Origin of the sequence: Allobosea sp. BK604, from assembly GCF_004341515.1 — a bacterium.
Classification (GTDB): Bacteria; Pseudomonadota; Alphaproteobacteria; order Rhizobiales; family Beijerinckiaceae; genus Allobosea.
Map to the genome: position 1 here is coordinate 55,996 of NZ_SLZF01000011.1, position 15,681 is coordinate 71,676.

Here is a 15,681-nt window from a genome sequence, read left to right on the forward strand (position 1 = left end):
ATGCGCCCCATGTCGATCGTCGAAAAGCTGCCCTCCATCCTGATCGCCAATCGCGGCGAGATTGCCTGCCGTGTCATCCGCACCGCCAAGCGGCTTGGCCTGCGCACCATTGCCGTCCATTCCGAGGCCGATGCCGAGGCGCTCTTCGTGCAAATGGCCGATGAGGCCTATCTGATCGGCCCCGCTCCGGCGCGTGAAAGCTATCTTGACGCCGATAAGATCCTGGCCGTCGCGAAACAGGCCGGCGCCGCCTGCATCCATCCGGGCTATGGCTTCCTCTCCGAGAATGCCGAATTCGCCGATGCCTGCGCTGCTGCAGGCATCGTCTTCGTCGGCCCGCCGGCTTCCGCCATCCGCGCCATGGGCCTGAAGGATGCGGCCAAGGCGCTGGTCGAGAAGGCGAATGTCCCGGTCGTGCCTGGCTATCACGGCGCCGAGCAGGATGCGGCCTTCCTGGCGGGAGAGGCCGAGCGCATCGGCTATCCCGTGCTGATCAAGGCGGTCGCCGGCGGTGGCGGCAAGGGCATGAAGCGGGTCGAGAAGCCCGAGGAATTCGCCGACGCGCTCGCCAGCGCCCAGCGCGAGGGCAAGAGCGCCTTCGGCGATGACCGCGTGCTGGTCGAGAAATACGTGCTCTCGCCGCGCCATGTCGAGATCCAGGTCTTTGGCGATAGCCACGGCAATGTCGTGCATCTCTATGAGCGCGACTGTTCCTTGCAGCGCCGGCACCAAAAGGTGATCGAGGAGGCACCGGCTCCGGGCATGACGGCGGAGGTGCGCGCCGCCATGGGCAAGGCCGCGACGGAAGCCGCCAAGGCGGTGGGTTATGTCGGGGCCGGCACGGTCGAGTTCATCGCCGACGGGCGCGAGGGGCTGAAGGCCGACCGCTTCTACTTCATGGAGATGAACACCCGGCTCCAGGTCGAGCACCCCGTCACGGAGGCGATCACCGGGCTCGATCTGGTCGAGCTCCAGCTCAAGGTCGCCGCCGGCGAGCCGCTCGGCTTTACCCAGGGAGATGTCTCGGCGACCGGACATGCGGTCGAGGCGCGGCTCTATGCCGAAGATCCCGAAAAAGGCTTTCTGCCCTCGACCGGCAAGCTCTGGGCGCTGCAGTTTCCGGAAGGCGAGGGCATCCGCATCGATACCGGCGTCGAGGCTGGGGATACGGTGACGCCCTACTACGATCCGATGATCGCCAAGGTCATCGCCCATGGAGCGACGCGCGACGAGGCGCTCGACCGGCTGGCCGGGGCACTGGGCGAGACCACCGTCGCCGGGCCGCGCAGCAATCTCGCCTTCCTGAAGAAGCTCGCCGAGGCGGAGGGTTTCCGGAAGGGGCCGTTCGATACCGGCTTCATCGACCGTAATATCGAGGCGCTCGGTGCGGTGCCGCAGCCGCTCGATGCTGCTGCTGTGGCTGCGGCGGCGCTGCAGCTCGAAGAGGAGCGGCAGGATGCCGGGCTCGTGGCGGCAGCCGAGCGCGATGCGTCCGAGGGTTTTTCGCCCTGGCTCGATGCAGACGCCTTCTCGCTGTTGCCGCGCCCGGTGCTCGGCCTGCCGCTGCTGGTCGATGGCGAAAGGGTGGAGGCGCGGATCGAGTGGCACGCGGAGGGAGCGCGCGTCAGCCTGCCCGGCCATGAGATCGCCGAGGGAGAGCACGAGATTTCATTGGCGCAGGCGGAGCACGGCACCTGGCTCGCGCTGCATCGCGGCCGGCAGACAGCGGTCTCGCTCTATGATCCCTTCGCGGTCGATCTCGACGCGGCCGGAGGCTCGGGCGGCGTGGTGAAGGCGCCGATGCATGGCAAGCTCGTCGCTCTCTTCGTCCAAGCGGGCGAGCAGGTCACCAAGGGGCAGCGCCTCGCCATCGTCGAGGCGATGAAGATGGAGCATGTGCTGACCGCACCGCGCGACGGCACGGTGAGCGAGGTTGCCGGCGTGCCGGGTGCGCAGGTGGCCGAAGGCGCGAAAGTGGTGGTGCTGGGGGAGTGAGCCAGCCGTCATGCTCGGGCTTGACCCGAGCATCTCAGGAAGGAAGGGCGCCCCGCATGAGATTCTCGGGTCCGAGCTTCGCTCCGCCCGAGAATGACGCCGGTCGCTAGGCCGCCTCCAACGCCGCTATTGCCCGCTCCGCGACGGCGAAATTGACGCTGGCCAGCGGGTCGTCGTCGCCGAGGAACCAGGCCGCCGAGAGCCCGCACCAGGCCAGGATCCACGTCAGCAGCCGACGTCGCTCCAGCCCCGATTTCGCCAGCACGATCTCCAGCCGGCGCTCGAAAGTGCCGGGGACGATCGCGACCGGCGGCTCCGGGTCGGCGAGGTCGGGATCGCAGAACAGGATCGTGTACTCGAAGGCGCGGTCGCCGATGACACATTGCGGGTCGATCGCGAGCCAGCCGCGCTCCTCGAAATCGAGAACGTTGTCGTGATGCAGGTCGGCGTGCAGCGGCACGATCTCGCGCTGGCAGGCGAGCATCTCCGTGGCGGCAGCGGCAGAACGCGCGAGGATGCCGCCGCGCTCCGCCGCCATCGGGAAGAGCTCCCGGAACCAGGTTTCGAGCGGGATCAGCCCGAGAGGCGCCGGGCCACGCGGCGTCTGCAGGGCGGCGATCGCATCGCAGAGGATCGCGGTCGCCTCGTCGTCGGCGCCGTCGCGGGCCATGGCCGAAAGCGAGCGCGTTCCCCTCGCGCGCTCGATCAGCATGGCGTCGCCGCTCTCGGAGCGGGCGAGCAGGCGGGCGGCGCCGTCGCCGTTCCAGTATTCGAGCGGCAGGTAACCGAGGCGCTCGTGCTCGCCCGCAGGCAGCTTGAGCATCGCCGGTTCCGCGCCACGCAAGACAGGCAGGAGCTGGCTGCCTCGGGTCAGGATCGGCTCGCCGGCGGGCACGAGGCCCCAGCGGGAGAGATGCGGCTCGAAAACACTGGTCATCTTAACATCGTTAAATATGCATCTTATCGACGTTAAGATCGCTCGATCTCGACGATGTCAAGATATCTGCGCGCGGCTGCGGCCGATGACCGGGAATTGCTCGGCCTCGTAGATCTGGCCGCTAACCGGCGCGCTGTCGTCGGAGAGCCAGAAGGCGGTATGGGCCGCGATCTCCTCAGGCTGCATGATCCGGCCGGTCGGAGCGAAAACCGCAGGCAATTCGTTCTGCCAGCCCGGCTTGCGGCCCTCGCGCTGCTGCGTCGCGTCCTCGTTGGCGGTGAAGGTCCAGCCGACATTGAGCTGGTTGGCGCGGATGCGCTCGGGCCCGAGCGCATCCGCGAGATTGCGCGTCATCGTCATCAGCGCGCCCTTCGACATCGAGTAGACGGTGAGGTCGGCTTGGCCGCACCAGGCGTTGATCGAGCCGACCGTGACGATGGAGCCGCCCGATTTCTGCAGGCGGAAGGCAGCGATTGCGGCCTCCGCGCAGAGCAGCGGGGCGCGGGTGTTGATCGCGAACACATGGTCGAAGAAGGCGGCGGTGGTGGTGCCGATCGAGCCGCGCGGGTAGATGCCGGCATTGTTGACGAGCCCGTCGATGCGGCCAAAGGCCTTCACCGTGGCATCGACGATGGCATGCGCGGTCGCAGGCTCGGCAAGGTCGCCGATGGTGCCGATGGTGGCTGCGCCGAGCTTGGCGACGGCGGCGTCGACCTCGGCCTGGTCGCGGCCATGGATCTGGACCTTGCAGCCCTCGGCGACCAGCCGCTCGGCCATCGCAAATCCAATACCGGTCGAGCTGCCGGTGACGAGAATGGCCTTGCCTGCAAGTCCGCGCATGTTCGCTCCTTCCTGTCGCTGATCCTGACTAGCGTGGGATGCCGCGCGCGTCATCCCGTGGGCGCGGCGGCACGCCGTGCCGCTGGGCACAGATGAGACCGTGTGTAGAAAGGGGCTCCCGCATCTGCGCGGCAGCATTCACATGCTGCGGCGCGTGCGGGATGGCAGCCATGCATGTCTGTAGGGCCCCGCATCTGTGGAGAATCGCCGCGCCATCTGGTTCTGTTCGCGACGCGGCATTAGATTGCCGCCATGCCGCTGCACCTCCTCAAACTCTGCGTCGGGGCCGAGTCGATCCGCGATCTGGAAGAGTGGATCGAGGAGAACATGCTGCTCAAGCGCCGGCTGGGCCGGCCGGAGGAGCAGACGCATACGACCCGCATGGTGCCCAAGCGTATCGAGGAGCTGGTCGATGGCGGCTCGCTCTACTGGGTGATCAAGGGCCAGGTCTCCGCCCGCCAGCGCCTGACCGAGGTGCGGCCCTTCACCGATGCCGACGGGATCGGCCGCTGCCATCTCGTGCTGGAGCCGGTCGTCGTGCCGGTCGAGCCGCGGCCGAGCCGGCCGTTCCAGGGCTGGCGCTATCTGACGGCGAAGGACGCCCCGCGCGATATCGGGCGGGATACGGGCGATCTCGGCGAGATGCCGGAGGAGATGCGGCGCGAGCTTGCCGGGTTGGGCCTGCTGTAGCCGCAGGCTGGCCTGCGAGCCTTCAATTCTTGTTGGTGATTGCCTGAGCCATCGCCGCGACGGCACCTTCCGTCTCCAAGCCACCCTCGCGCACCAGTGAGCGCCAGGTGAAGAAGCTCAGCGCCAGGCCCAGCATGGCTCGCCGCTTCTGGTCCAGCCCGGCACCGAGCACCTCGCCATAGGCGGCCATGCTCGGCCCCTGCTGCAGCGCGACGATTTCGCGGGTCAGCGCATGGTGCTCGGCGTCGCGCAGCACGCAGGCTGAGAGCGCGGCGTTGCGCTCGTACCAGCCATAGAGCGCGTGCAGGCCGGTGCGCAGGCGCTCGTTGGCATCGGCGATTTCGCGCCAGGGCGCGGCATCGGGCATGGGGTCGCGCTCCAGCGCCAGGCCGGAGCAGGCCATGAACAGGCTGCGCTCGTCGGGGAAATGCGCATAGAAGGTGTGGCGCTGAACGCCGGCCAGGGCCGCGATCATGCTGACCGTCGTGAGCGCTGGGCCGATGCTGCTATGCAGGCCAAGCGCCGCCTCGGCGATGCGCTGCCTTGTCTGTGCCTGCTGCTCGGCGCGGCGCTTGAGCGTGTAGCTTCGTGTCATTGGATTTTCATTGCACGTAATTGTGCAATCATTATTGACGTCTGCGGCAAATTTCAATACACAAGATTGTGCCATGAAATATGGCCAGTGCCTACCCGCCGGCGCTGGCCGGCGTGACGAAGCGGATTCTCGATCACGTGGAGGCATTCATGGACACCAAGATCAGCGAGATCGCCGACGGCATCTATCGGCTCTCGACCTATGTGCCTGACATCGCTCCGCCGGCCGGCTTCACCTTCAACCAGTTCCTCGTCCTCGGCGACGAGCCGCTGATGTTCCATACCGGGCTGCGGAAGATGTTCTCCAGCAATCTCGATGCGTTGAAGCGGGTCATTCCGCCCGAGCGCCTGCGCTGGATCGCCTTCGGTCATTTCGAGGCCGATGAATGCGGGGCGATGAACGAATGGCTCGCCGTCGCGCCGCAGGCGACGCCAGCCCACGGCCATACCGGTTGCATGGTCTCGCTCAGCGATTTCGCCGACCGGGCGCCGCGCCAGCTGGGCGATGGGGATGTGATCGATATCGGCGGCAAGCGCGTGCGCTTCATCGACACGCCGCACACGCCGCATGGCTGGGATGCCGGCGTGCTCTTCGAGGAGACGACGGGCACGCTGATGTGCGGCGATCTCTTCACCCAGCTCGGCGACGACCACGCACTGACCGGGGGCGATGTCGTCGGGCCGGCGATCGCGGCCGAAGACATCTTCAAGTACTCCTCGCTGAACCCCGCCATGGGCGCGACGATCCGGCGCCTTTCCGCGCTCGCCCCACGCACCCTCGCACTTATGCATGGTCCGTCCTTTGCGGGCGACGGTGCCTCGGCTCTACGGGCTCTGGCCGACGACTATGACCGGCGCGTCTCGGAGCAGATGCGAGCCGTCTTGTTGGGCGAGGCGGCCTAACTCGTTCCCGGCGGCAAGCTTCGCGCCAATCACGGCGCGAGGCCCAGTCATCAGGCGCCGAAGCGCTCGATCACCTCCGCAAGCGGGACGTGGCCGAGACAGGCGCCCGTTCCCGGACGCATCTCGCCATCCTCCAGTGCGATCGCATGGATGACGGCGGGGTCGGCCTCGAGCCGTTTGCGCAAGGCTGCGAGCTTCGGCCAGCGGCCGATATCGTCGACCTCATGGAATTCGAGCCAGCGCGCCACGCCGACGAGCAGGGCGTCGGCCAGCGACGGCTGGGCGCCGACGAGGTAGCGGCCATCACCGATCATGGCTTCGAGCTTGTCATGGCGCTCGCTCACCCGCTCGCGCCCGAAGGCGCGCAGTAGCGAATGCGTGACGGGGTCGGGGTTTTCCATCTCCAACGCGACCCAGAGCGGAGTGAAGGCGCCGGTGAAGCCGGTATTCACGAAACCCATGAGCTGGTGCATCCGGTCCGCCTCTGCCGAGAGCGGCGCGAAACTGATGCGCCTTTCGCTATCCCTGGCTTCGAGCCAGGCGGCGATCGCCATGGTCTCCGTCAGCACGCGGCCCTGGTCGGTGATCAGGGCAGGGGTCTCGTGCCGCGCGTTGATCCGGCCATAGGCGGGCTCGCGCATCTCACCGAGCATGTCGACGCGGCAGAGGCGATGGGGCTGGCCGAGCCATTCGAGGGCGGCGACGAGGCCCATCGAGCTTCCCGCGGGGAAGCCATAGAGTAATATCGGTTCCAAGCGATCGTTCTCCGTGATTTCTGTCGATCACGCTGCGCAGCGGTGCCGCACCCTCAGCGATCGGCGCGGCCGCGTAAATCACGCACGTTTTGGTAACCATGAGCCGCCGATGAAAGATCTCGTCTCGCGCTGTCCGATCGAGGAAGTCATGCAGGTCCTGAGCGGCCGCTGGCCGACCCTGCTGATCTACTATCTGAAGGACGGCATCAAGCGCTTCAGCGACCTGCGCCGTGACAACCCGACGATCTCGCACAAGATGCTCGCCTTCGAGCTGCGCAAGCTGGAGGAGGCCGGCATCGTCTCGCGGACCGAGTTCGACGGTTATCCACTGCGCGTCGAATACGATCTGACGCCGGCCGGCCATGCGCTGGTGCCGCTGATCGATGCGCTCGGCGATTGGTGGGAGACGGGCGATACCACGCGTCCCGGGGAGGCGGGCGCGGCCAAAAGGGATTCGGAGGCGAGGGGGCTTTCTCAGGCTGGACGAGAGGGCTGATCGGGTAGATTACCGGACCGGATATCGTATCCGGCCCAATAGTCTAACTCTTTGTTTTCGCATCGGCTTTTTCCCAGAGCCGTAGCCCGCTTTTCGGTCCGATGCTTTAGCTCTTAGCTGCCAACAGGTTCGCGTCGCGTGCCAGGCGCCAGCGGCCGTCGGCTTCCCTGCGATACAGCGTCAAGGTGTAGCCGTTGCGCTGCATGGCTTCGCCATTGGGCAGGGTGATGGTCAGGTCGAGCCGGTTGCGGCTGAAGGCCCAGTCGCCGAGCACCTGAAGCTCGACGATCTCGTTGGTCCCATCGATCGTCGGGTCGTTCGACGCACCGGGTTCGAAGGCCTCGCGGCCGAATGGTTCGCGGCCGGGAATCATGAACACCGCGTCATCGGCCATCAGCGAGAGCACGGTTGCGGTGTCGCCCGTCCGGCTGGCCGCCATCCAGGTTGCGACGACCTGCCGGATCGCCCGTTCGTCTTCTGTCATCCCATCCTCCTGCGGCCAGCCGCTACGCTGGCACCGCTGGACCTTAGCCTGATGCCCGGCAAGCGGCGATCGGGATCCGCTTCGACCCATGGCAGACGTCGCAGTTCTCCGATGCCGAAGCGCTCCGTATTACCGGCGTGGGCGGAGTCCTTGAGCGACAGCCGCGCCCTTCGTCGCCGCCGTCTCGCCGCCGTTACGCAGGCGCGGGCCGCTGCGGATGGCGTCGATCACGGCGCGAAGCGGCGGTGCCATCTGCCGCTGGGCCGGATAGCAGAGGTAGTAGCCGGGGAAGGGAGCGGACCAGCTCTCGAGCAGTGCGACAAGGCGGCCCTCAGCGAGGTGGGGGGCGATCAGCTGCTGGCTGGCGAAGGCGATGCCGACCCCGTCGACCGCAGCCCGCACACCGAAATCCTTCATGTTGGAGATCAGTGGGCCGTCGATGGCGACCTCAAACCACTTGCCGTTTTCCATGAACTCCCACTTGTACGGCGTCTTCTGCCCCGGCCAGCGCCAGCCGATGCAGCGATGGGCGAGAAGGTCGCGCGGATGGGCCGGCGTCCCGTACCGGGCGAGATAGTCGGGCGAGGCGACCGCGATCTGACGCAGGTCCGGGCCGAGTTTCACCGCGATGAGGTCCTTGTCGATCACCTCCCCGAGGCGAATGGCGACGTCGTAGCCCTCGGCCACGATGTCCACGACGGTGTCGTCGAGGGTGACATCGAGCACGATCTGCTGATAGGCGTCGTTAAAGCCACGCAGGATCGGCGTCAGGTAGAGGTCCGCCGCCGCCCGGAAGCAGTGCATCCGCACGGTCCCTGCGGGATGGGCGCGGCGCTCGCTGGTCTCGCCCAGCGCCCCCGCCAATTCCTCGACGGCGGGCCGTACCCGTTCGAAGAGCCTGGTCCCCGCCTCGGTCAGGGAGACGCTGCGGGTGGTGCGGTTGAACAGGCTGACCCCGACCCGCTCCTCCAGCGCGCGGACCATCTGGCTCAGCGCCGAGGATGACACACCGAGGTTCTCGGCGGCCCGGCTGAAGTTCAGAGAACCGGCGACCGCCACGAACGCGCGGAGCTGGTTGAAGTCTCCGGCAGACGGAAGGGGAGATTTCATGAGCGCCTTCGATTGCTAAGCCCAGCTTATAAGGCTGATTAGTGCGTGCCGATTAAACATTGCCGTCCGCCCTTATATTCTGCTGAACGCTTGATTTGAAGGGAAACACCATGACAACACAGGACACGTCTTCGGCAGGCAACATAGATGGATTGGTCGCCTTGGCGAAAATCTACTTCGATGCCGCCTACGCGATGGATGCCGACATGTTCGAGACCATCTTCGACCCCACCGCCTCGGTCACCAGGCGCGGCGATGGCTACAGCGTGGTGGTTACCCCTGTCGCCGCCTGGCTCGATGTGGTCCGGAGCCTGACCTCGCCGCGCGATGCCGGCAGCCTGCGCGCCGACCAGATCCTCTCCATCGCCATCACCCGTGACATGGCGCTGCTCAAGCTCCGCCTGCGGATCCCGCCCCGCGAGGTGACCGACCTGCTGTCGTGCTTTTACCTCAACGGGCGCTGGCAGATCGTCCAGAAGGTGTTTGCCGCCGAGACTCTCGCCTGAGAACCTCGCCATCGAGTGCTGTCGGCGAGCAGGCTCGTCAGTTGTCGCCTCTCCACTTCGCGCAGACCACCTCTCACACCGCGATATTGTCGATCAGCCGGGTCGCGCCCAGCCGCGCCGCCAGCAGCAGCCTGATCGGCCCGTCGGCCAGCGAGGTCACCGGTGCCAGAGTCTCGGCATGGCGCGCCTCGAGATAGTCGAGTTCGAAGCCGGCGCTGACGATGTCGGCCTGCGCCTCGGTGACAGCCCGGAAGAGCGGGTCCTCGTTGCGGATGCGCGCGGCCAGGGCCTGCATCGCCTGGTGCAGCACCGGCGCGATCGCGCGCTCCTCCGCCGAGAGGTAGCGGTTGCGCGAGGACATGGCGAGGCCATCGGCTTCGCGGATCGTCGCCAGCGGCACGATCCTGATGCCGAGATCGAGATCGGCCGCCATGCGCGTCACGACCTTGAGCTGCTGATAGTCCTTCTCGCCGAAAACCCCGAAATCGGCGCGCGACTGCGTGAAGAGCTTGCAGCAAACCGTTGCCACGCCTTCGAAATGCGTCGGCCGGAAACGGTCTTCCAACCCGGCCGCGGCGGGGCCGAGCAAGAGCACGCGGGTGGCGTAGCCGGGCGGGTACATCTCCTCGACCTGCGGGAAGAAGATCGCGTCCGCGCCGGCCTCGACCAGCATGGCGCGGTCATTGTCGAAGGTGCGCGGGTATTTCTTGAAATCCTCGTGCGGGGCGAACTGGGTCGGGTTGACGAAGATCGAGATAACCGTCCGGCGCGCGTGTCTCTGGCCTTCCTTGACCAGCGCGATATGGCCCTCGTGCAAGGCACCCATGGTCGGGATCAGCGCGACCTGCTCGCCGGCCGCATGCCAGCCCGCGACAGCGGCACGCAAGGCACCGACCGTCTCCACCACCGCGATATCCGTCATTTATGGCTTCTCCCTGGGGACGCGACGGGTAGCAAATGCCCGGGCGATCGCCAATATCTTCTGGATTCGGATCGCGGTCCGAGATGCGGGAGCCCGATGACGCGAGAGACAGACAAGGCGGTTGGCAAGGCTGTCGAGAGCCTGCCGCAGGCGGGCCGCTCGGCGCCGGGCGAGATCGAGCGTTTTCTCGGTGCGGCGAAGCAACTCGCGCCGCTGGCGACGGGGCAGGCCGGGCGGCTGGTCTTCGCGCTCGACGCCACGATGAGCCGGCAGCCGAGCTGGGATCTCGCCTGTTCGCTGCAAGGGCGGATGTTCGAGGTCGCGGCGCAGAGCGGCGGGCTTGCCGTGCAGCTCGTCTATTATCGCGGCTTTGCCGAGTGCCGCGCTTCCGGTTGGGTCGGCGAGCCGCAGCGGCTGAACGGGTTGATGACGCGCATCGCCTGCGAGGGCGGCCAGACCCAGATCGCGCGCGTGCTGAAACATATCCGCGACGAGTCGAAGCAGGTCCCGATCCGTGCCTTCGTCTTCGTCGGCGATGCGATGGAGGAGGATGTCGATGCGCTCGCGGCGCTGGCGGGAGAGCTCGGTCTGCGCGGCATTCGTGGCTTCCTGTTCCAGGAGGGGCATGAGCCGACGGCAAGCACGGCTTTCGCCACGATGGCTCGGCTGACGGGCGGAGCGCATGCGCGCTTCGACGTCAACGCGCCGAACTCGCTGCTCGAGCTGCTGCGCGGCGCGGCCGCCTATGCTTCCGGCGGGCGCGAGGCGATGCTGAGACTCGCAGGCGCGAGCCCGGCGGTGAAGGGCCTGCTGACGGCCATGGAGGGAGGGCGCCGGTGACGCTGCTCTACGGCCTCGCCACGCTCATTCTGCTCTGGTGGGTCTCGAAACTCTTCACCGGGGCCAACCCGCAGATGCTGGCGCGCGTGATCAAGACGATCGGCGGGGTCGGCTCGCTCGGCATCGCCGCGCTGCTGATGCTGCGCGGGCGGCTCGACATGGCGATCTTCATGGGCGGGATCGGCGCCTGGCTGCTCGGCTGGAGCGCTTATGGACCGGGCGGGATCCGGTTTCCCTGGGGCGCGAGCGAGGAGACGCCGGGGCAGCGCTCGAAAGTCTCCTCGGCACTGCTCGAGATGGAACTCGACCATGATAGCGGCGGCATGAACGGCCGGGTCCGGGCCGGCAGCTTCACGGGGCGCGGGCTCGACGATCTCAGCCTGCCGGAGATCGGCAGGCTGATGGGCGAATGCCTGGCACAGGACCCGGAAGGGGCGCGGCTGCTAGAGGCTTATCTCGACCGCCGGTCGCCCGGCTGGCGTGAACACGCTGATCGTGACCGCGACCCGAGGCAGGGCCGCGCGCCGGGCACGGGCGCGATGACGCAGCAAGAGGCCTACGAGATCCTGGGGCTTCAGCCGGGGGCGGGCGAGGAGGCGATCCGCGAGGCTCATCGAGCCCTGATGAAGCGGATCCATCCCGACGCCGGCGGCACCAGCGGGCTTGCCGCCCGCGTCAATCAGGCCAAGGATACCCTGCTGAAGCAGTGATTTCGGCTGGAAGAGGGAAGGCTGCTGGAACGACATGGCCGAGATCCTTTCCCTCCCGATCAGCCGCGGGTGGCGAAGCAGGCGAAGCCGTCACGCTTGAGCCTGGCGCAGGCGTTCTGGGCGTCCTTCGGATCCTCGAACCCGGTGAAGCGCGCACGGAACAGGGTGGCGCCGCCCTTCTCGACCTTCTCGGTGAAGGCGGAGGCATCGGCGAGCTGGCCGGCCGCCTTGGCCTTGGCGCGGGCCAGGATGTCCTTGGCCTTGGCCTCGTCATCGGTGGCGCCGAGCTGAATGATCCATTTGCCGGCGGTGGCGACTGCCGGGGTCTCCGGCTTGGCATGGGTGATGGCGGGGGCGACCTCGGGATGGCGCAGCTCGATCTTGCGCTCTTCCCTGGGCTGCTCGACCTTGGCCTCGAGCTTCGCCTGCTGGATCACGGCGGGCCTGACCTCTTCAGGCTCGGCGACCTTGGCGATCGAGGAGGTGACGTCGACATTCACCGGCGGCCGCAGGACCTTGGCATCGGCCGGCTGGGCGCCGACCGACCAGCGCATGGCCGAAGGCGTCGTGGTCGCGGTGACCGGGCGAATGCCGGAGAGCTGGATCGGCTGGGCGTTGACGCTGAGCGGACGCGGCGGCGCGACAGGCGTGGTGGTCGCGGCCGTGGCGACATAGGCGCGGGCGGAGGGCGGCAGGGCCGGCTGCTCACGCTCGATCTGCGGACGGGGCACCGGGACTGGCATGGGCTCGCTCGCGGCGGCGACCTGCTGACGCGGACGCTCCTGCGGCTGCGCCTCCGGGGCCTCGGCGACCATCGGGGCCGTCCGGCCGCCGGAGCTGGCGCGCGGCAGGTTGGCCAGCACGAGATCGGTCATGATCGCGTCGCGGGAACCACCGGAGCGGCCGCCGAGCACGATGGAGACGATCTGCTTGCCCTCCGACTTGGCCGAGGTCATCAGGTTGAAGCCCGAGGCGCGGGTATAGCCGGTCTTGATGCCGTCGACGCCCTCGACGCGTCCGAGCAGGCGGTTATGCCCGCGGATGGTGCGCGCGCCGTACTGGAACGAGCGAGTCTGGAAGAGCGGGAAATATTTTGGGAAGCGCTCCTGGATCGCGCGGGCGAGCATGGTGAGATCGCGCGCCGTGGTGAGGTTCGGCGGCGAGTGCGGCAGACCGTGCGGATTGAAGAAGCGCGTGGAGCTCATGCCGAGGGCGCGGGCCTTGCGCGTCATCATCTCGGCGAAGGCATCCTCCGAGCCGGCGATATTCTCGGCGACCACGACGGAGGCGTCGTTGGCGGAGAGCGTGATCATGCTCTTGATCGCGTCCTCGACCTCGATGGTCGAGCCGGGGCGCAGGCCGAGCTTGGTCGGCGGCTGCGAGGCGGCATAGGCCGAGACCTTGAGCTCGGAATCCATGCTGAAGCGGCCGCGCTCGAGCTGCTCGAACAGCAGGTAGAGCGTCATCACCTTGGTGAGGGAGGCCGGGATGCGCGGGGCATCCTCATTGACCGCGTGCAGGGTGCGCCCGCTCTTCACGTCGACGACCATGGCCGCGTAGGGCGGGGTATAGCCGCCGCCGACATGGCGCCGCTTCTTACGGGCGGCCTCGGCAGGCGAGGCCGCGACGCTCAGCGCGAGCGTGACAACACCGATCAGTCCGACAAGCGCACGCATCCGCACGCGTCGGGAACCAACGCTACCAAAACTCATGCAAAAACCCGCCTCAACCCAACATTGTCCGCGGTCGCTTGCCCAGGGCTTGCGCCATTGGACGGCGTGGCGCGAACGACACAGTAGGGGAGGTTAGGAGGACGGGGTTACGGAGCCGTTAAAAGGCTAATAGTTACGGTTGGAACGATCTGCGCGTGACGCATTGCAGCACTCTCTTGACATTCATGTTGCGCTGCACAATATGGCGGAAGTGCCCTGGTGATGAGTGCTTCATCTGACCTCGGGCCGTGAACCCGGGCCCGAACGGCCCTTCCACTGGAGGCAACGCTCAGGCGTTGAAAGGGGTACCTTATGATCCAGCAGTTCGAGACCATCCAGAAGGCTTCCAAAGAGAACGTCGATGCCGCTCTGAAGGCTTTCGGCGCCACCTCGAAGGGCGTGCAGACCATCGCCGTCGAGACCACCGACTATGCCAAGAAGGCCTTCGAGTCCGGCACTGCGACGCTCGAGAAGCTCGCCGGCGTCAAGACTCTCGACAAGGCCATCGAGATCCAGGCCGACTACGTCAAGACCTCGTTCGAGGCCGCTGTCGCCCAGATGACCAAGCTCGGCGAGCTCTACACCGCTCTCGCCAAGGACGCCTACAAGCCGTTCGAAGGCGTTGTCGCCAAGGCTGGCGTTCCGGTCGCCAAGTGAGGCCCGGCGCTGATCTCGGGTCGCTCTCGCGGCGGCCGGCGATCAACTTGATGTGATTTGGGAAAGCCCGGCCTCTGGCCGGGCTTTTTCGTTTGCGACCGGCAAGCCAAGCAGCATCGCTGCCGCGACCTGAAGCGATCGCCTCAAACTGATTGCCATCCACGGACGACTTGCTAAAGGGGAATTCCGGCTCAGGTTCAAAAGGAACTCACTATGCCGGATTTCTCCAGTTTGATTTTGTTTGCTGGCGCGGCGCTGGTGCTGACTGCGACGCCAGGCCCAGACATGCTGCTGATAGCCTCCCGCAGCATCAGCCAGGGGCGCGCGGCCGGATTTCTCACATTCGCCGGAATCGCTGCCGGTACCTATTGTCACGCCCTGGCCGCGGGCCTTGGGCTATCGCAGCTCTTCCTGGCGGTGCCTCTCGCCTATGAAATCCTGCGCTGGGCGGGATGCGCCTATCTTCTGTACCTGGCTTACAGGGCGTTTCGTGCCGAAGGCTCCAGCTTCGCGCCTTCTGCTGCCTATGGGCGGCTTTCCAGCGAGAGGATCCTCACGGAAGGCTTGCTCACGAACCTGCTCAATCCGAAGATGGCGTTGTTCGTCCTGGCGCTTTTTCCGCAGTTCGTAGAGCCGGCGAATGGCTCGCTGCTCCTGCAAATGGTGGTGCTGGCCACGGTGCTGAACGGAATTGGCTTCGTCGTGAACGGCGCCGTGATCGTCCTTGGCGGCAGGATTCAACGCTCGTTCTCGGGATTTCGGAGGTTTCCGCGGCTCCCGCACTATCTCTTGGCGACAGTTTTTGCAGGGCTGGCGGCTCGTCTGGCGCTAGGTGCAAGGAACTGAGCGGCCTCCTGCAATTGGCGTGAGCCGACGCTCCTGCCTGGTCATCGCCTCGGCCTCAGGTGCGAACGCAATCGCCGGGCGCCTTCTTGTCGATGGCATTCTCCTTGCGTGCCATGCTCGTGCCCAATCTGCATGGAACGGACTGGCGAAGCGGGGGCGAGGCCTGTAAATTCATCAGCGACGCACTATCTGCGAGGAAGCGTCAGGACAGATACCGTGAAGACATCAGCAGCGACGAGGAGCGGGGCAGGGGCCGGGCAGTGCGAAGGCGCAGCCGAACCTCGACGCGTGCTCACCGCGATGGCCGACAAGCCGAAGCGCTCCGGGCCGCCGGCCGATGGTGGCGGGCGCGATGGCACAGGCACCGCGGTCCTGACCCGGACGCGGACGCGCAAGCCCAATCTCTACCGTGTCCTGCTGCTGAATGACGACTACACGCCGATGGAATTCGTCGTGCATGTGCTCGAGCGCTTCTTCAACAAGGACCGGGCCGAAGCCACCAGGATCATGATGCACGTGCATCAGAACGGTGTCGGCGAGTGCGGCATTTTTACCTATGAAGTCGCCGAGACGAAGGTGACGTTGGTGATGGACCTCGCACGGAAGCACATGCATCCTCTGCAATGCGTGATGGAGAAGAAGTAATCTTGAATTCGCTGACCCCCTTGGACACGGAATAGGAGC

At 66.5% G+C, this 15,681-nt stretch carries 18 protein-coding genes; 10 read left to right on the plus strand and 8 right to left on the minus strand.

All coding sequences use genetic code 11. The features are described from left to right. Nucleotides 1-9: 9 nt before the first annotated feature. Complete coding sequence (locus tag EV560_RS28570; protein ID WP_131859248.1) at nt 10-1,995, plus strand: acetyl/propionyl/methylcrotonyl-CoA carboxylase subunit alpha; 1,986 nt, start codon at nt 10-12, stop codon at nt 1,993-1,995. Nucleotides 1,996-2,101: 106 nt separating this feature from the next. Here the strand turns inward: EV560_RS28570 and EV560_RS28575 are convergent, their stop codons facing one another. Both EV560_RS28575 and EV560_RS28580 read right to left on the minus strand, forming a co-directional pair. Next, a complete protein-coding gene (locus tag EV560_RS28575; RefSeq protein ID WP_131859249.1) occupies nt 2,102-2,932 on the minus strand; it encodes an aminoglycoside phosphotransferase family protein in 831 nt (276 codons plus the stop codon). 57 nt (nt 2,933-2,989) lie between these two features. After that, nucleotides 2,990-3,772, minus strand: coding sequence for an SDR family oxidoreductase (locus tag EV560_RS28580; RefSeq protein WP_131859250.1), 783 nt, complete (start codon nt 3,770-3,772; stop codon nt 2,990-2,992). A gap of 252 nt (nt 3,773-4,024) precedes the next feature. Here EV560_RS28580 and EV560_RS28585 point away from each other — a divergent pair, with 252 nt between their 5' ends. Beyond that, nucleotides 4,025-4,462 (plus strand): DUF1489 family protein, encoded by a 438-nt coding sequence (locus tag EV560_RS28585; protein WP_131859251.1) that lies wholly within the window; start codon nt 4,025-4,027, stop codon nt 4,460-4,462. A 22-nt stretch (nt 4,463-4,484) separates the two neighbouring features. On the opposite strand, the gene EV560_RS28590 is transcribed toward EV560_RS28585, so the two are convergent. Further along, on the minus strand, nt 4,485-5,057 hold the full coding sequence (locus EV560_RS28590; protein ID WP_131859252.1) for a TetR/AcrR family transcriptional regulator: 573 nt from the start codon (nt 5,055-5,057) through the stop codon (nt 4,485-4,487). Between the two features lie 149 nt (nt 5,058-5,206). Here EV560_RS28590 and EV560_RS28595 point away from each other — a divergent pair, with 149 nt between their 5' ends. Next, nucleotides 5,207-5,959 carry an oxygen-binding di-iron domain-containing protein gene (locus EV560_RS28595; protein ID WP_131859253.1) on the plus strand — a complete coding sequence of 251 codons (753 nt, stop codon included), beginning with the start codon at nt 5,207-5,209 and terminating at the stop codon, nt 5,957-5,959. A gap of 50 nt (nt 5,960-6,009) precedes the next feature. Here EV560_RS28595 and EV560_RS28600 read toward each other — a convergent pair whose 3' ends face one another. Next, the gene (locus EV560_RS28600; RefSeq protein WP_131859254.1) at nt 6,010-6,714 is read right to left on the minus strand and encodes a glutathione S-transferase family protein; all 705 of its coding nucleotides are present in this window, start codon (nt 6,712-6,714) and stop codon (nt 6,010-6,012) included. A 109-nt stretch (nt 6,715-6,823) separates the two neighbouring features. Between EV560_RS28600 and EV560_RS28605 the strand changes: the two genes are divergently transcribed. Next, entirely contained in the window at nt 6,824-7,210 is a 387-nt protein-coding gene (locus tag EV560_RS28605; RefSeq protein ID WP_248312243.1) for a winged helix-turn-helix transcriptional regulator, read from the plus strand. Nucleotides 7,211-7,316: 106 nt separating this feature from the next. Here EV560_RS28605 and EV560_RS28610 read toward each other — a convergent pair whose 3' ends face one another. Both EV560_RS28610 and EV560_RS28615 read right to left on the minus strand, forming a co-directional pair. Next, nucleotides 7,317-7,694 (minus strand): YybH family protein, encoded by a 378-nt coding sequence (locus tag EV560_RS28610; protein ID WP_131859255.1) that lies wholly within the window; start codon nt 7,692-7,694, stop codon nt 7,317-7,319. Nucleotides 7,695-7,823: 129 nt separating this feature from the next. Further along, on the minus strand, nt 7,824-8,804 hold the full coding sequence (locus EV560_RS28615) for a LysR family transcriptional regulator (protein WP_131859256.1): 981 nt from the start codon (nt 8,802-8,804) through the stop codon (nt 7,824-7,826). 110 nt (nt 8,805-8,914) lie between these two features. Here EV560_RS28615 and EV560_RS28620 point away from each other — a divergent pair, with 110 nt between their 5' ends. Beyond that, on the plus strand, nt 8,915-9,310 hold the full coding sequence (locus EV560_RS28620) for a nuclear transport factor 2 family protein (protein ID WP_131859257.1): 396 nt from the start codon (nt 8,915-8,917) through the stop codon (nt 9,308-9,310). Nucleotides 9,311-9,383: 73 nt separating this feature from the next. Here EV560_RS28620 and panC read toward each other — a convergent pair whose 3' ends face one another. Further along, complete coding sequence (panC, locus tag EV560_RS28625; protein ID WP_131859258.1) at nt 9,384-10,232, minus strand: pantoate--beta-alanine ligase; 849 nt, start codon at nt 10,230-10,232, stop codon at nt 9,384-9,386. Nucleotides 10,233-10,328: 96 nt separating this feature from the next. Here panC and EV560_RS28630 point away from each other — a divergent pair, with 96 nt between their 5' ends. After that, a complete protein-coding gene (locus EV560_RS28630) occupies nt 10,329-11,072 on the plus strand; it encodes a VWA domain-containing protein (protein WP_131859259.1) in 744 nt (247 codons plus the stop codon). Further along, nucleotides 11,069-11,782, plus strand: a complete 714-nt coding sequence (locus tag EV560_RS28635; RefSeq protein ID WP_131859260.1) for a DnaJ domain-containing protein — start codon at nt 11,069-11,071, stop codon at nt 11,780-11,782. The genes EV560_RS28630 and EV560_RS28635 overlap by 4 nt, the downstream gene beginning before the upstream one ends. 59 nt (nt 11,783-11,841) lie before the next feature. On the opposite strand, the gene EV560_RS28640 is transcribed toward EV560_RS28635, so the two are convergent. Then, a complete protein-coding gene (locus EV560_RS28640) occupies nt 11,842-13,458 on the minus strand; it encodes a serine hydrolase (protein ID WP_131859261.1) in 1,617 nt (538 codons plus the stop codon). Between the two features lie 348 nt (nt 13,459-13,806). Here EV560_RS28640 and EV560_RS28645 point away from each other — a divergent pair, with 348 nt between their 5' ends. The 3 genes from EV560_RS28645 to clpS all read left to right on the plus strand — a co-directional run bounded on the left by EV560_RS28645 (nt 13,807) and on the right by clpS (nt 15,642). After that, entirely contained in the window at nt 13,807-14,151 is a 345-nt protein-coding gene (locus tag EV560_RS28645; RefSeq protein WP_131859262.1) for a phasin family protein, read from the plus strand. Between the two features lie 213 nt (nt 14,152-14,364). After that, nucleotides 14,365-14,997: a LysE family translocator gene (locus tag EV560_RS28650; protein WP_131859263.1), complete on the plus strand. Its 633-nt coding sequence runs from the start codon at nt 14,365-14,367 to the stop codon at nt 14,995-14,997. 300 nt (nt 14,998-15,297) lie between these two features. Continuing rightward, nucleotides 15,298-15,642, plus strand: a complete 345-nt coding sequence (gene clpS, locus EV560_RS28655; RefSeq protein ID WP_131859464.1) for an ATP-dependent Clp protease adapter ClpS — start codon at nt 15,298-15,300, stop codon at nt 15,640-15,642. Nucleotides 15,643-15,681 lie beyond the last annotated feature (39 nt).

Excerpts from the sequence above, each read along its gene's own strand:
- EV560_RS28650 (WP_131859263.1), top strand. The coding sequence starts at position 14,365 with ATGCCGGATTTCTCCAGTTTGATTTTGTTTGCTGGCGCGGCGCTGGTG.
- panC (WP_131859258.1), bottom strand. The coding sequence starts at position 10,232 with ATGACGGATATCGCGGTGGTGGAGACGGTCGGTGCCTTGCGTGCCGCT.
- EV560_RS28620 (WP_131859257.1), top strand. The coding sequence starts at position 8,915 with ATGACAACACAGGACACGTCTTCGGCAGGCAACATAGATGGATTGGTC.
- EV560_RS28605 (WP_248312243.1), top strand. The coding sequence starts at position 6,824 with ATGAAAGATCTCGTCTCGCGCTGTCCGATCGAGGAAGTCATGCAGGTC.
- EV560_RS28640 (WP_131859261.1), bottom strand. The coding sequence starts at position 13,458 with ATGCGTGCGCTTGTCGGACTGATCGGTGTTGTCACGCTCGCGCTGAGC.
- EV560_RS28575 (WP_131859249.1), bottom strand. The coding sequence starts at position 2,932 with ATGACCAGTGTTTTCGAGCCGCATCTCTCCCGCTGGGGCCTCGTGCCC.
- EV560_RS28580 (WP_131859250.1), bottom strand. The coding sequence starts at position 3,772 with ATGCGCGGACTTGCAGGCAAGGCCATTCTCGTCACCGGCAGCTCGACC.
- EV560_RS28610 (WP_131859255.1), bottom strand. The coding sequence starts at position 7,694 with ATGACAGAAGACGAACGGGCGATCCGGCAGGTCGTCGCAACCTGGATG.
- EV560_RS28590 (WP_131859252.1), bottom strand. The coding sequence starts at position 5,057 with ATGACACGAAGCTACACGCTCAAGCGCCGCGCCGAGCAGCAGGCACAG.
- clpS (WP_131859464.1), top strand. The coding sequence starts at position 15,298 with ATGGCCGACAAGCCGAAGCGCTCCGGGCCGCCGGCCGATGGTGGCGGG.
- EV560_RS28585 (WP_131859251.1), top strand. The coding sequence starts at position 4,025 with ATGCCGCTGCACCTCCTCAAACTCTGCGTCGGGGCCGAGTCGATCCGC.
- EV560_RS28615 (WP_131859256.1), bottom strand. The coding sequence starts at position 8,804 with ATGAAATCTCCCCTTCCGTCTGCCGGAGACTTCAACCAGCTCCGCGCG.
- EV560_RS28630 (WP_131859259.1), top strand. The coding sequence starts at position 10,329 with ATGACGCGAGAGACAGACAAGGCGGTTGGCAAGGCTGTCGAGAGCCTG.
- EV560_RS28570 (WP_131859248.1), top strand. The coding sequence starts at position 10 with ATGTCGATCGTCGAAAAGCTGCCCTCCATCCTGATCGCCAATCGCGGC.
- EV560_RS28595 (WP_131859253.1), top strand. The coding sequence starts at position 5,207 with ATGGACACCAAGATCAGCGAGATCGCCGACGGCATCTATCGGCTCTCG.
- EV560_RS28645 (WP_131859262.1), top strand. The coding sequence starts at position 13,807 with ATGATCCAGCAGTTCGAGACCATCCAGAAGGCTTCCAAAGAGAACGTC.